The sequence below is a fragment of the Ignavibacteria bacterium genome, assembly GCA_016873845.1.
Classification (GTDB): Bacteria; Bacteroidota; Ignavibacteria; order Ch128b; family Ch128b; genus JAHJVF01.
Map to the genome: position 1 here is coordinate 123,116 of VGVX01000002.1, position 15,456 is coordinate 138,571.

Consider the following 15,456-nt stretch of genomic DNA (forward strand, 5'->3'; position numbering starts at 1 on the left):
AAACCAATAAATTTTTGTGGAGTACAGAATGATCAAAACAGTTCTCTTCGTTTCCTTTTCAATCGCACTAAGCATTGGATACGCACAACAAACAGAGAAACTAACAATTGAGGAAGCAGTAAGTATTGCTCTTCAGAAGAATGTTTTATTACAACAATCAGTTAATAATCTTGAAACAAGTAAGAATCAAATAAGGGGAGCATTTGGTGCCTTTCTTCCTTCGTTATCTGCAAACAGCGGATTTTCGTGGTCACTGTCAGAAGATGAGGGCGGTTGGCTATCAGTAGGAGGAATTTCCATCCCAATTCCAAAGACATCAACGCAATCAAGAAGTTATTCTGCATCGGTAAGTTCAGGTTTAACATTATTCGATGGATTAGCCAATTTTGCATCCATCGGTCAGTCGAAGGTGAACTACGAATCAGACAAACATAAGCTTGAAAGATTGAAACAGGATATAGTATTTCAAACACAAACAAAATATTTCGGAGTTTTGAAAACATTGAGATTACTCGCAGTTCAAGAAGAAAATCTAAAATGGAATAAAAAAAGCCTAGAAACTATTACTGAGCGAAATCGCGTTGGGCAAGTTACATTAGCAGATGTTTATCAGCAGCAAGTAAATTATGGTAACAGTGAGCTTCTATTGATTCAAGGACGAAATAATTATGAGAATGCAAAAAACGATTTGATTTCATTTTTAAGTCTTGATGTCACAAGGGATTTTACACTCGTGGATGCAGATATTCTCGCAGCAATAGATACACTTGAATATAACAGACTGGAAAAAGATTATTCAAATTTCGAAAAGATCATAGAAACTGCATTTGAAAACCGTAGCGATTACCTCGCCAGGCAGTTAGATTTAAAAAGTTACGATTACGCAATAACGATCGCAAAAAGCGGGCATTACCCGCGTCTGAGCGGTTCATTGAGTGCGAGTACTCGGGCAAATTCTTTTTCGAGTTTTACATCATTCGATTCAAGAACGTACGGTGCAGGATTAAGCTTAAGTATTCCAATCTTCAATGGATGGCTAACGTCAAATCGTGTTCAATTCGCAGAAGTAAATTATAAAAACGCTGAACTTGGAATCTCAGAACTTGAACGAACAATAAAGGTGAATCTAAAAAAAGCTTCCCTCGATTTATTAGCCGCAAAGAAAAAATTGGACGTAAACAACAAAAACGTTATCGCAGCCAAAGAAAATTTAAGGATTAATGAAGAAAAGTACAGTCTCGGTTCAGGAACCTTGTTAAACTTACTTATTGCAAATTCGCAATTCACGCAAGCACAAGGTGAACTTATTAACTCAACTTTTGATTATCTGCTGATAAAAAAACAAATGGAATATTATTTGGGTATTCTTGAGTACAAAACAACTGATAAAAAAGACTGATTAGAAAAACTTAGAAGAGTTTAATATTATTTTAGGAGAAATAAATGGCAAACGGAAAAAAGAAGAATAAAAAGAAAATAATTGTTTTCTCAATTATTGGTGCACTAGTTCTGATAATTGCTGGACTAGTGATCTTTGGTGGAAACAAAGAAGATATAATTCTTGTCCAAACAGAGAAAGCATCGAAGAGAACCATTACTCAGGTCGTTAGTGCCACTGGAAAAATTCAGCCTGAATTTAAAGTCGTAATTACACCTGAAGTTTCTGGAGAAATTGTTGCACTCCCTGTTAAAGAAGGAGACCGAGTATTAAAAGGAACTCTGTTATTAAAAATAAAACAAGACACTTACTTAGCTCAGAGAGAACGAGTTTCAGCAAATTTGTCTTCTTCACGTGCGAATCTTTCAATTCAAAAAATTCAATTAAATAAGATCGAAGCTGATTACAATCGTACTCGAGAACTTTACTCAAAAGGGCTTTCAAGCGATGCTGAACTTGAAGCAATTCGCGCACAATTTGAAACTACAAAAGCTCAAGTTAATTCAGCTGAAGCATCTGTCCAACAGACAGAAGCTTCATTAAAGGAAGCAAGCGAACAACTCGCAAAAACAGCTATTCTTTCTCCAATGGATGGAATTGTAAGTCAACTTAATGTAAAAACAGGTGAGAGAGTTTTGGGAACTGGTTTCACTCAAGGTTCTAACTTAATGACCGTAGCAGATTTAAAGAAAATGGAAGTTGTTGTAGAAGTTGATGAAAACGACGTTGTGTTGATCTCTGTTGGCGATACTGCCAAGATTGATGTTGATGCCTATCAAGATAAAAAGTTTACTGGTGTAGTTTATGAAATCGGAAACACAGCAAAGGCAAAGGGACTTGGGACTCAGGAAGAAGTTGTAAACTTTGAAGTTAAAATTAGAATTTTGGATTCTAATGTTGCACTCAAGCCAGGCATGTCAGCAAATGCAGATATTCAAACAGAAACTCGTGTGAATGTTGTGACTGTTCCAATACAAAGTGTTACCACTCGAATGCCAAAGCAGGATATTGCTAAAAAGAATGAGAGTCAACCATCAGAATCACCTGAAGGGACGAACAAATCTCAAAAGAAAAACGAAAAACCTTCTGAAGGTGTTTTTGTCATCCAGGATGGGAAGGCAAAATTCTTGAAAGTGAAAACTGGAATTAGTGATGATACTTTCATTGAAATTAACGATGGCTTGAAAGGTGATGAGGAAGTTGTATCTGGAAGCTATCGAGCGATTAGTCGGGAATTACAAGAAGATTCGAAAGTACGCGTCGACAATGCTCAAAAACGAAGAGGACAAAAAGAATCCTAAATTTAAGGTAAACAAAATGACTAATACTAACTCAGTAATTATTGAAATGGAACATATTGCCAAAACTTATGTGATGGGTATTGATGAAGTACATGCTCTCGCTGATGTTTCATTGACTGTAAATAAGAATGAGTACATTGCAATAATGGGCCCTTCTGGTTCAGGAAAATCGACCTTGATGAATATAATAGGGTGCCTCGATACTCCTTCTTCTGGACTTTATCGATTTACTGGTGAAAATGTCAGCGAAATGAACGACAATGAGCTTGCAACTATTCGTAATAAACAAATTGGATTTGTTTTTCAAACGTTCAATCTTTTACCACGATCGAATGCGTTGCATAATGTTGAACTTCCGCTAATCTATGCCGGTGTTCATTCATCTATAAGAAAAGAAAAAGCAAAGACTGCACTTGAAAATGTTGGGCTTTCTGATCGGATCCATCACAAGCCAAATGAACTTAGCGGCGGACAGAGACAAAGAGTTGCTGTTGCTCGAGCTCTAGTAAATGATCCATCAATTATTCTTGCAGACGAGCCGACCGGAAATCTTGATTCCAAAACCGGTGAAGAGATCATGCAGCTTTTCGAGGAACTTCATCAAAAGGGAAATACAATTATACTCGTTACCCACGAAGAATATATTGCCGAGCATGCAAATAGAATAATAAGATTACGTGATGGATTGATTGAATCAGATGAATTTGTAAAGAAAAAAATTGGGAAGATATAACTCAGATGTTCACTCAATTCAAAGAAGGTCTTTTAATTTCGTTCCGAGCAATTAAAGCAAATAAAATTCGGTCAGTTCTAACTACTCTCGGTATCGTGATCGGAGTTTGTTCTGTTGTCTTGATGTCAACTGCAATAAAAGGTGTTGATAATTCTTTTGAGTCCGGGATCAGTTCACTTGGTTCTGATGTCTTGTACATTGATAAATTCGCTTGGTTCTCGAATCAAGATTGGTGGAAAATTCGGAATCGAAGAAATATTAGTTTCGAAGATTATGAAAAATTCAAAGGACTTGTTAAACTTCCGCTCGCTGTCGCACCAACAGCTTTCTCCGTACGCACAGTTAAGTATCGTGATAAAACTGCCGAATCGGTTTTTATTACCGGTTCAACTTCAGAATATCTAAGTACTACAAATTTTACTTTTAGTAATGGGCGGTTCTATTCTGAAGTAGAAAGCAATGCAGGCCGTGAGGTGGTTGTTCTTGGATCAGAAATCGCGGAAAATCTTTTTAATAATATTGATCCTCTTGGGATGCATGTAAAAATCGGTGGACACTCATTTTTGATTATAGGTGTTTTAGAAAAGCAAGGAAGTTTTCTTTTAGGTTCATTCAATCCTGATAAACAAGCTTATATTCCAATCAAATCCTTATTTAAACATTTCGGATTGACTTGGCGGACTGTTACAATTAATGTACGCGCTAAAAGCCCGCAGCTTGTTGAGGAAACAAAGATTGAAGCCGAACAAGCAATGAGACAAGTTCGAAGACTCAAAGCATCAGACGAATCAGATTTCTCGATTAATCAACAAGAAGGATTAACACAAATTTATGAAAGTACTGTTGGCGTAATTCAGGTTGGCGGATTTTTTATTACCGGACTCGCACTTTTTGTAGGTGCAATTGGAATTATGAACATCATGTTCGTCTCGGTGAAAGAACGAACCAGAGAAATTGGAATTAGAAAAGCAATCGGTGCAAAGCGAAGAAATATTCTCCTTCAATTTTTGCTTGAGTCAGCAACGATTTGCTTAATAGGCGGAATAATTGGTCTAATCATTGCTGTAATATTAAGCTATGTAGTTAACCAGTTTCTTCCGACTTCAGTTCAAGCTTCGGCAGTAATTCTTGCTATAATTATATCAATAATTACCGGTGTGCTTTCAGGTTTTGCACCGGCTTATACAGCTTCAAAACTCGATCCTGTAGATTCGTTGAGGTATGAATAGTGATCTTCGGGAAAAAAATCTGGTTTAATACATTCACAGATCGATATGGGAAAGGTTCATGAATATTTTAGAATTATTAAAAATCTCGATCTATTCTTTAAGAGTAAATAAACTTCGGGCACTGCTTACGATTCTTGGAATCGTAGTGGGAATTTTTTCTATCATAGCAATTATGACTGTAGTTACGATAATGCAGGACAATATTGAAGGCGGGCTTTCACAACTTGGAACGAATACATTCCAGATTCAAAAACTGCCGGCCTTTCGGTCTGGCGATCCAGCAGAGCGAAAGAAATTTGAAAAAAGAAGAAATATAACTTTTGAGGATTTCCAAAGATTAAATGAAATTTTGAAAGATGCGAAGTACGTTGCTGCAGAGAAATGGAAATTCCGTGTAATGGCGAAATATCAGAACAGAGAAACTAATCCGAATCTTATGCTTACAGGAATTACTCCTGAAGCTATGCAGACAAATCAGTGGTTCGTTGATTATGGAAGAAATATAAATTCGAGTGATGTAGATTTTGCAACTGATATTATTCTCATAGGGAAAGACATTGTCGATAAACTTTTTCCGAATGTCAATCCCGTTGGAAACGTGATTAGAGTTGCCGGTCATCGTTATGAAGTGGCGGGTGTTCTCGAAAAACGTGGTGAAAGATTCGGTCAGAGCAGAGATAATTTCATGATCATTCCTATTACGACTTTCTTCAAACATTTTGGTGATGTTGATCCTTGGACTGGAGTTGAGGGAAGTGTCAACATTACAGTTATGAGTACATCGAAGGAAACTTATGATGAAACTATCGATAAAGCTATTGGAGCTTTTCGAGTTGTTAGAAAATTATCGCCAGGCGAGGAAAATGATTTTGACATATTCTCCAACGAGTCTTTGATCTCACAGGTGAATGATGTGACCGACGGTGTAAAGATTGGTGTATTTGCAATTGCAGCAATCGCATTGCTCGCTGCAGGTATTGGAATTATGAATATTATGCTTGTATCTGTTACAGAAAGGACGAAGGAAATTGGGATACGTAAATCTGTTGGTGCACGGAGGAGAGATATTTTAACTCAATTTCTTATCGAGGCAATAATCTTATGCCAGCTTGGAGGTCTGGTTGGTATTTTACTAGGTGTCGGAGCTGGAAATCTTGCAAGCAGCTTCATCGGAGGTACGTTCACAATTCCAATTGTGTGGGTGACAATTGGTATATTACTTTGTGTCGCCGTAGGGATTACATTTGGAACATATCCTGCTTACAAAGCAGCAAACCTTGATCCGATCGAAGCTTTAAGGTACGAATAGGTGTAGTGAAAAAATTTTATCATTTTATTTTAGAAAATAAAGAGAGTTTTCTAATTTCAATCCAAGCTATTAGAGTTAATAAGATGCGTTCTGCATTAACAACTCTCGGAATTGTTATTGGAATAGTTGCTGTCACTTTAATGAGTACTGCAATTGAAGGTTTGAATCGTGCTTTCATCAGTTCCATCTCAAGTTTTGGTACGGATGTTCTTTATGTCGACAAATTCCCATGGTTTCACGGAGACGATTGGTGGACTTACCGAAACCGCAAAGACATAAAAATTGAAGATGCAGATCTTTTGCGCGACCAAATGAAAAATGCAATTGCAGTCGCTCCGAACATGCGAACGTTTGGACGTACGATTAAGTACAAAGAAAAATCTGTTATGTCTACCATAATCTATGGTACCACAACCGACTATGCCCAAACAAATAATATCCTGCCTCAAGAAGGAAGATTCTTAACAACACTCGAGGATAGATCCGGAAGAGATGTCTGCTTGATTGGCGCAGATATTGCCCGCGAACTTTTTACAGGTGAAAATCCCTTAAATAAAATTATCAAAATCCAGGATCATCCATATAAGGTGATTGGAATTCTCGAAAAACAGGGGCAGAGTCTTTTTGGCGGTTTTTCTCTCGATGGACAGATCATTATGCCAATCACATCGTTTCAAAAAAATCTTGGGCAGAGACGAACTACACGCATTGATGTAAAAGTCCTTTCAATGGATAAACTTGAAGATGCGAAAGAAGAATTGCGCGGTATAATGCGGAAAATCCGGAAAGTTCCGCCTGGTAAAGAGGACGATTTTGCTATCAATCAGCAGGAAGCATTCTTAAAAGCTTATAACGATACTGTCGGTGTAATTCAAATTGCTGGATTAGTGATTACATTCTTATCACTTTTTGTCGGTGCAATAGGAATTATGAATATTATGTTCGTATCAGTGAAAGAGAGAACAAAAGAAATAGGAATTCGAAAAGCCATTGGCGCGAAGCGTAGAACTGTTTTGGCTCAATTTCTCATTGAAGCAATTTTAATTTGTGTAATAGGAGGAATAATCGGACTGATGATTGCATTTCCATTATCTCTATTGGTGGATAAATTTTTACCAACAGCAATGCCACTTGCGATTGTATTTTTGTCTTTAATTATTTCTGCTTTGGTTGGGATTGTTTCTGGAATTATTCCAGCCTGGCAGGCTTCAAAGCTCGATCCAGTTGAGGCATTACGGTATGAGTGAGCGATTGAGAATAGGGAATTTTTAATATGCAAATAAAAGAAAGTTTCAAAATGGCACTTTCGTCGATGCGGGCGAATAAGCTTCGTTCATCATTGACGTTGGTTGGAATTGTTATTGGATTGTTTTCTATCATCGTTGTTATGACATCAATTGGAGCGATTCAGAGCAGCATCGAGACTTCACTAAATCTGCTTGGAACAAATACTTTTGTCGTGCAAAAATATCCTGCAATAAGAATGGGAATGCACAGCTGGCGTAAATACAGAAACCGTCAAGATATTACCGCTGATCAAGGATTAGAACTACAACGCCGGGCAAAACTTCCACTCGCTGTAGGAATGCTTCTCGAGCGCGGCGGCAGAACAGTTAAGTACAAAGACAACTCAACTAATCCAAATGTATCTGTGCAAGGAATTAATACTGATGCAATGCAAACACTTAACATTGTGATTGAGTTTGGCCGCGGTCTGACAAATCAAGATATTGAATTCTCAAAAGATGTTTGCGTGATCGGAAATTATCTTATAGAAAAACTTTTTCCATTCAGCGATCCAATAGGTGAGACAATCAGAGTTGATGGACACAATTTTTTAGTTGTAGGTGTCTATGAAAAGCGCGGAGGTGCTTTAGGCAGCGGTCAGGATAATTTTGTCTCTATACCAATTACTGTGTTTCAACAAATTTATGGTAAAGATGCAGGCGGAGCAATTACTGTAACTGCAGCAAGCCGAGAATTATATCAGCATACTTTGGATGAAGTTGAAGGCATATTACGAACAATCCGTAAAGTCCCGCCGCAAAAAGAAAATGATTTCGAAATTATTTCAAACGAATCAATGCTCACGCAAGTAAATGAAATTACAAAATATTTCAAGATCGGGGCAGCAGTTGTGGCGTTCATTGCACTTCTTGCAGCCGGTGTTGGAATAATGAACATTATGCTTGTTTCTGTGACAGAACGCACGAAGGAAATTGGAATTAGAAAATCCATCGGTGCAACCAGGAAAAACATTTTATCTCAATTTCTAATGGAAGCAATTGTGATCTGTCAAGTCGGCGGTATCGTTGGAATCGTTCTCGGTATAATTGGAGGAGCTGTGATTTCATCGTATTTAAAAATATCCGCTATCCTTCCTGTTGATTGGATAGTCATCGGTCTAGTTGTCTGTTCGTTTGTTGGAATATTGTTTGGAGTTTATCCCGCATATAAAGCCGCAAATCTCGATCCCATCGAAGCACTTAGATATGAATAATATTATCTTTGCTTAGCGAAATATTTTTTTACTAAGTCGTAAATTTGAAATCTTATCTGCCATAAGCAGTGTAATCATTGGAATTCAGGACATATTATTTCGCACACTAGTTGATTACAATTTATTTTTGTGTCTTCGTGGCAACTATTTTCTGTTGATTAGGAAGATACTTCTGCCACCAAGATTCTAAGGAATTCAACTAAATTATTTTAAACTTATTTTATTGAATTAGTTTCATTAAAATTGGCGCGAGACTACATTAAATATCTATTTTTCATTTTGTTCATGATGTTTGTTCATCCTGCAGCGGAAGCAAAATCTTCTTCAGCATTCGAAACAAAATCTGACACGATTTATTTCAAGAATCAAAAAGAATTTTTAATTGATTCGGTATTTTTTATCGAATCGATTATTTCTGTCTCGTTAAATGGGAAATCATTATCTAATAAGGAATTTGATTTTTATCCACAGACTCAGCAATTAAAATTAAATATTCAAGCGGATTCTTCGGTTGAAAACATTTTAATCGTGACTTATCGAATTTTAAATCTAAGAAAGGATGTTATTCACTTTAAAAATATTCTCATCGTTAAAAAAGATACTTCAGTAAAGGGTGAGATTAAAACTATTGAAACAAAATCCAGACCACTCTCACCTTCAGATTTATTCGGTTCGCGACTTCAAAAAAGCGGAACATTAGCAAGAGGATTTACTGTCGGAAGCAATAAAGATTTGTCACTGAACTCCGGTTTGCGATTGCAGCTTGCTGGCAAACTGAGTGATGATATTGAAATTGTTGCAGCATTGACTGATGAGAATTCTCCTATTCAGCCAGAGGGTAACACTCAGACAATTCAAGAATTGGATAAGGTTTTTATTGAATTGCGTCATAAAAATATTCAAGGGACGTTCGGTGATTTTCAAATTGAAAAAAGAATTGGTGAGTTTGGAGTAATAAATAGAAAACTTCAAGGATTGCGATCAGAGTTTTTACTTGGTGGCGAACTTGGCGGAAGTGTATCTTTTGCTTCGTCTAGAGGAAAATTTAACAGTCAAACAATTCTCGGTTTAGATGGTGTCCAAGGACCATACCGTCTTAACGGAATAAATGGAGAAAGAGAAATAATTGTATTGGCAGGTACAGAAAAAGTTTTTATTAATGGTGAACAGCTTGCTCGCGGCGAAAATTATGATTACACAGTTGATTACAGTACCGGTGAGCTATTTTTCACACCGAAAAAAATTATCACATCGGCAAGCCGCATCTCCGTTGATTTTGAATATTCTGACAGAAAATATGAAAGAAGCTTCTTCGGTTCCACAATTACTTCAAGCATTCTGAAGGGAAATTTACAAATAGCAGCAAGTTATTTTCGTGAAGGAGATGATCAAAATGCACCAATAGATATAATTCTGTCTGAAAGTGATAAAAATATTTTGGAATTAAGCGGAAGTGATCGGCTCAGAGCTTCAAAATCTGGAGTTAAATTTGTCGGCTATGACTCGCTCGGTCAGCCACAAGGTTTATATGTTGAAAAAGATACTGTAATTAATTCACAGTCAGTTAAAATATATTTTTATTCTCCCGGCGATGTTCAAGCTCTGTATAATGTAAGCTTTTCGTTTGTAGGAATTGGAAAGGGGGATTATATAAAAACTGGGATTGGACAATTTAAGTTTGTTGGAATTGGAAGTGGTTCGTATTTACCTATAGCACTTCTTCCGCTGCCGGAATTAAGTCAAGTTGGCAATATTTTTCTTTCAACAAGGATATTCGAAAGATTTTATACGGATTTAGAATTGTCAGTTTCTTCTAAAGATCAAAATCGTTTTTCTTCGATTGACGATCAGAATAATCTTGGCAAAGCATATAGATTTAAAATTGGATTTGACTCACTTGGAATAAATCTGTTTAACGAATTAATTGGTTCAGCCGGACTTTCATACTATGAAAGGTTCACAGAAAAAACCTATAATTCGATCAATCGGATTTTTGAAGTTGAATATAACAGAAATTGGAATTTGGAACCTTCTGCTTCAGTTGAAGATGAACGTTTGAGAGAAATCAGTGTGAATTTTAATCGTGAAAGATTTTTATTCAATTCATCATTGGGATTCTTAAGAAGGGGAAATAAATTTGCCACGGATCGAGCTGTTATGAATTTTTATCTTGAACCTATCGAGAAGCTAAAAGCAAATTATTCTTTCACCCATACTTCTACGAAGACTGAATCCCTTAATTCTATTTGGCAAAGACATTTTGGAATAATCAATTACGATTACGATGGGATTATTCCTGAAGTTCGTATCGAAGCAGAAAATAAAAATGATAGAATTAATAACGCTGATTCGGTCTCTTTTGGAAGTTTTAGATTTGTGGATGTCATATCACGGTTGACAATACAGAAAATAAGTTGGCTCTCGATTTCGGGCGAATATAACTTTAGGAATGATTACCTCCCTTTGGGTGGAAAGTTAATTAGAGAATCGAGATCAGATATATTCCAGATAAACATTTTCACTAAACAGTTGAGAAATTTGAGTTCTAATCTTGCTGTAGCATTCAGACAAAAGAAATTCTCTGATGAATTTAAATCAAAAGGTTTTCTCGACAACAATTCGCTTGTAGTAAAATATTTAGGTAAAGCAAGTTTATTTGACCGCTTTGCTGGACTTGAACTATATTATGAAACTTCATCTCAACGATCCGCCAAACTTGAAAAAGTTTTTCTTAGAGTTTCAAAAGGAACGGGAAATTATATCTACAAAGGGGACTTAAATAGCAATGGTGTCGCGGATGAATTCGAATTTGAACCTACCAAGTTTGATGGCGATTTTATTCTTACAACATTTCCGACAGATGAGTTATTCCCTGTAACTGATGTAAAAGCAAGTTCACGTATCAAATTTGAATTTGAAAATTTACAATTCTCTGGTTTTTTATATGACTTTTTGAAACCACTAAGCACGGAAACATATCTACGAGTCGAAGAAAATAGTCGAGACGAAATTGCAAAGAATGTTTACCTGCTGAAATTGAGTACATTTAGAAATCCAAATACAACTATAAAAGGGAACAATCTGATTCAGCAGGATATTTATTTATTTCAAAACAGTTCTGAGTTCAATACATTGTTCAGATTTCTTGAGAGGCGCGCATTTAATAAGTACAATATCTCTGATGAGCGTAGATTTCAACAGGAAAAATCAATTCGAGTTAGGTTAAGATTGATCAAAGAATTTGCAAATCAGACTGAATACATAAATTTAAATGATGAGCTAAAATCTTTCGCAGGCGGATTTAGGAATTATGATATATTGTCGAATACACTTGTGACTAAGTTTTCATATTTTCCTTATCGTCAAGTTGAAGTTGGATTTAAGTTTGAGATCTCCAGGGCATTCGATTATTATCCATTTAGCGCAACTCAGTTGGACATAAATTCTCAACAGGTTAGTTTAATTTTTTTATTTTCTAATCTGAGCCGATTGAATTTCGAAATAGAAAGAAGCGAACTAATAGTTAATAACTCATCTAACCAGCTGCCATTTGAGTTAACAAAGGGAAATACAACCGGTAAAAACTTCCTTTGGAGAATCAATTTCGATTATCGTTTTTCGACGAATCTCCAATCAAATGTCAGTTACGATGGACGTACACATGGTTCAACCCATGCTATTCATTCGGCGAGAGCAGAGTTGAGGGCGTATTTTTAATTATACAGATTTTACACTTTTTAAGGTTAGAAAATGATTTATATTTAACTCACCTCTACCCCCCTCGTAATTAGCAATGTTGTCAACTTAAGAGAGATATTTAGAGAAAGTTCGATTAAATGGCAAACTGATTTGAAAAAATTCACTCCGAATAAACATAATTTTTATTACCGTTTTTGTAAACGTACTCCTAGCCGAAACAAGTACGGGCATACTCGGTCTTTCTCTGAAAAAGTGTGGGACTCGTTTGAAGTTATAACTTTGGATTTTTATTCTGTCACAATGTTGCTATCTTTAAATAAAATTTCGGAATGAAAATGAAAAAACCACTTGTTACTTTACCGGCGCATTTTGATGGTAAATCAATAATAATTGACGCACCAGTTGAGCTACATCCACAGGACAGATTACTTGTTACTATTCTTAAATCTGAATCGGAGTCAGATGAAAGAAAAGAGTGGATTGATTCATCTTTATCTCAATTAAACATTGCATACTCTAAAGACGAACCAGAATACACTCTTACAATGGTCAAAGAACCTAATCCAGAATACAATAAATGAAAGAAGAAGATGTAGTTCTAGCTGCTCTTCCTCAGGCAGATGGAAAATCAAAATTAAGACCGATATTACTTCTTCGGCAGCTTCCTCAACCATACAATGATTTTCTTGTTTGTGGCATAAGTACTCAAATCCATCAATTAATTAAGGACTTCGACGAACTTATTTTAGAAAAAGATAATGATTTTAATGATAGTGGAATAATTAAAGAATCTGTTATTCGGTTAAGCTTTCTGGCAGTTGCTCCAATCAATTTGATCGCAGGAAAGATTGGCAGAATTTATGAAACTCGTCATAAAATATTATTAAAAAGATTGAGTGATTATCTTGTTAAGGATATTTAAACAAATTTTTTCTTACACAACATACTCTTACCAACAAATTCTTTTTACTATTTTTAAAAAATATCATCCACATAAAAATATTTTTTATTACCGCGTGTGTTAACGAGCACATTCCCGAAACAAGTTCGTGGCAGCCCCATTCTTTCTCATAACAAATGAAGGACTTGTTGGCATTCATATCTTTACATTTTATATTCTATCAGAACATTTTATGCCAAGTTATGATTGATAATAAATTCTCTCTCTTTTTAAGAGAGATTTAGAGAGTTCCCTAAAAATTCGCTTAATAAAAATGATGTGGTACAATATAATATTATCATTATGCCAAAAATAAAATCAAACTTAGTTGAAGTTCACATTTTTCGAGTTGTGAAAAATGATATCGAATTTTTATTATTAAAACGTGCGAAACATGATTCATACCCAAATATCTGGCAGATGGTGAGTGGTCAGATCAGAAAAGGAGAGTCTGCAGTGCAAGCGGGAATGCGTGAAGTGCTGGAAGAAACTGGTTTAATCGCTGAAAAACTTTTTGTTGTACCACTTGTAAATTCAATATTCTTACCGGAAAAGGATGAAATAATAATCGTTCCGGTTTTAAGCTGCGTGGTTTCAAAAAAATTAAAAGTAATTATTTCAGCAGAGCATAGTGAGTTCAAATGGGTCAATCTAAAGTTAGCTAAAAGAATGCTTGCTTGGCCCGGACAGAAAAAAGCCGCGAAGTTAATAGCAGATTATTGGAATAAAGAAAAGGAATCGATTAAATTTGTATCACTTGAAAATATAAAAACTTAAGAGGTTTATTTTGTCTTTATTAGTTGTAGGTTCTCTCGGTCTCGATGATATCGAAACACCATTCGCAAAAGTTGAAAACGCTGTCGGTGGTTCCGCAGTTTACATTTCACTAGCAGCAAGTTACTTCTCTCCAATAACAAATCTTGTTGGTGTCGTGGGAGAAGATTTCCCACAAGATTATCTTCAGATGATGCGAGAAAGGAATATCGATCTTGACGGACTTCAAATCATCGAGAATGGAAAGACTTTTAGATATGGCTGTAAATACTCATACGATATGAATCATCGTGATTCGCTCTTTACCGATTTAAATGTATTCAAAGATTTCAATCCGATAATCCCGCAAAATTATCTTTCAACCAGATATGTAATGCTGGGAAATATAGATCCAGTTTTACAATTAGGGGTTTTGAATCAACTCGATGGTAAAAAGCTCGTTGTATGTGATACAATGAATTATTGGATTGAGAGAATGAATAAAGAATTAAAGGAGACGTTAAAGCATGTCGATATTCTCATAATAAATGATTCTGAAGCGAGGATGCTTGCTGGAGAGCCAAACTTAATACATGCGGGCAGAAAAATTTTAGAAATGGGTCCTTCAAAATTAGTAATCAAAAAGGGGGAACATGGATGTCTTTTAATTACAGATGAAATTATTTTTGCAGCGCCAGCATATCCACTTGAAAACATATTTGATCCGACGGGGGCTGGTGATTGTTTTGCTGGAGGTTTCATTGGTTATTTGTTAAAAAACGATTTGATAGATAATAATGCATTAAGAAGAGCGGTGATTTATGGAAGTGTAATGGCATCATTTTGCGTGGAGAAATTCAGCGTCGAAGGATTATTGGATTTGAATTACTTGAAGATTCATGACAGATTTTTACAATTCTTCACATTAACTCATTTCGAAGAGTCTTGATTGGATTACTTTAATCTTAAATTCGATAATGGGAAACTTACATTTATTAACCAGACAAAACTTCCCATTGTTGAAGAATATGTGACAACTGAAAGCTATGAACGAATCGCTGAGGCGATTGAAAAATTAGAAATCCGAGGTGCACCAGCAATTGGTATCGCAGCTGGGTACGCTCTCGCATTATCTATAAAAAATAATATAAATGACTTCAACAATGCATATAATAGATTGCTGAGAACAAGACCGACAGCAATCAATCTTTTCTTTGCATTGAATTATTTGAAAAATTATTTTGAAACCAGCAAAGGTAATCAAAATTATTCTTCACTTTTAAATAAGGCAATTGAAATCCATAATGATGACATAAGCCAATGTGAAGCAATTGCCCGCAATGGAGCAAAATTATTTAATTCAGGCTCAAAGATACTTACCCATTGCAATACTGGTTTGCTAGCTACCGGCGGAATCGGGACGGCATTTGGGATTATCCACGAAATGTACAAACAAAATAAACTGGATTTTGTTTATGCATGTGAAGCTCGTCCGCTTTTTCAAGGTTTAAGACTTACATCATTCGAATTAAGTAGAGTTGGTATTTCCTATAA

The 15,456-nt window shown here is 35.8% G+C and carries 13 protein-coding genes; all 13 read left to right on the top strand.

What is annotated here, in order from left to right:
* The first annotated feature begins 28 nt into the window (after window positions 1-28).
* Window positions 29-1,399 carry a TolC family protein gene (locus tag FJ213_01275; protein ID MBM4174795.1) on the top strand — a complete coding sequence of 457 codons (1,371 nt, stop codon included), beginning with the start codon at window positions 29-31 and terminating at the stop codon, window positions 1,397-1,399.
* Window positions 1,400-1,443: 44 nt separating this feature from the next.
* Window positions 1,444-2,739 (top strand): efflux RND transporter periplasmic adaptor subunit, encoded by a 1,296-nt coding sequence (locus FJ213_01280; GenBank protein MBM4174796.1) that lies wholly within the window; start codon window positions 1,444-1,446, stop codon window positions 2,737-2,739.
* 73 nt (window positions 2,740-2,812) lie between these two features.
* Entirely contained in the window at window positions 2,813-3,472 is a 660-nt protein-coding gene (locus FJ213_01285) for an ABC transporter ATP-binding protein (protein ID MBM4174797.1), read from the top strand.
* Between the two features lie 5 nt (window positions 3,473-3,477).
* Entirely contained in the window at window positions 3,478-4,701 is a 1,224-nt protein-coding gene (locus tag FJ213_01290) for an FtsX-like permease family protein (protein ID MBM4174798.1), read from the top strand.
* A gap of 58 nt (window positions 4,702-4,759) precedes the next feature.
* Window positions 4,760-6,010 (top strand): FtsX-like permease family protein, encoded by a 1,251-nt coding sequence (locus tag FJ213_01295; GenBank protein MBM4174799.1) that lies wholly within the window; start codon window positions 4,760-4,762, stop codon window positions 6,008-6,010.
* Between the two features lie 83 nt (window positions 6,011-6,093).
* Window positions 6,094-7,257 carry an FtsX-like permease family protein gene (locus tag FJ213_01300; GenBank protein MBM4174800.1) on the top strand — a complete coding sequence of 388 codons (1,164 nt, stop codon included), beginning with the start codon at window positions 6,094-6,096 and terminating at the stop codon, window positions 7,255-7,257.
* Window positions 7,258-7,283: 26 nt separating this feature from the next.
* Window positions 7,284-8,510: an FtsX-like permease family protein gene (locus tag FJ213_01305; protein ID MBM4174801.1), complete on the top strand. Its 1,227-nt coding sequence runs from the start codon at window positions 7,284-7,286 to the stop codon at window positions 8,508-8,510.
* 243 nt (window positions 8,511-8,753) lie between these two features.
* Window positions 8,754-12,227 carry a hypothetical protein gene (locus FJ213_01310; protein ID MBM4174802.1) on the top strand — a complete coding sequence of 1,158 codons (3,474 nt, stop codon included), beginning with the start codon at window positions 8,754-8,756 and terminating at the stop codon, window positions 12,225-12,227.
* Window positions 12,228-12,544: 317 nt separating this feature from the next.
* Complete coding sequence (locus tag FJ213_01315; protein ID MBM4174803.1) at window positions 12,545-12,790, top strand: hypothetical protein; 246 nt, start codon at window positions 12,545-12,547, stop codon at window positions 12,788-12,790.
* Window positions 12,787-13,131, top strand: coding sequence for a transcriptional regulator (locus FJ213_01320; GenBank protein MBM4174804.1), 345 nt, complete (start codon window positions 12,787-12,789; stop codon window positions 13,129-13,131). The genes FJ213_01315 and FJ213_01320 overlap by 4 nt, the downstream gene beginning before the upstream one ends.
* A 321-nt stretch (window positions 13,132-13,452) precedes the next feature.
* Window positions 13,453-13,926, top strand: a complete 474-nt coding sequence (locus FJ213_01325) for an NUDIX domain-containing protein (GenBank protein MBM4174805.1) — start codon at window positions 13,453-13,455, stop codon at window positions 13,924-13,926.
* A gap of 10 nt (window positions 13,927-13,936) precedes the next feature.
* On the top strand, window positions 13,937-14,851 hold the full coding sequence (locus FJ213_01330) for a sugar kinase (protein ID MBM4174806.1): 915 nt from the start codon (window positions 13,937-13,939) through the stop codon (window positions 14,849-14,851).
* On the top strand, window positions 14,852-15,456 hold a 605-nt coding region (locus FJ213_01335), incomplete at its 3' end, for an S-methyl-5-thioribose-1-phosphate isomerase (protein ID MBM4174807.1).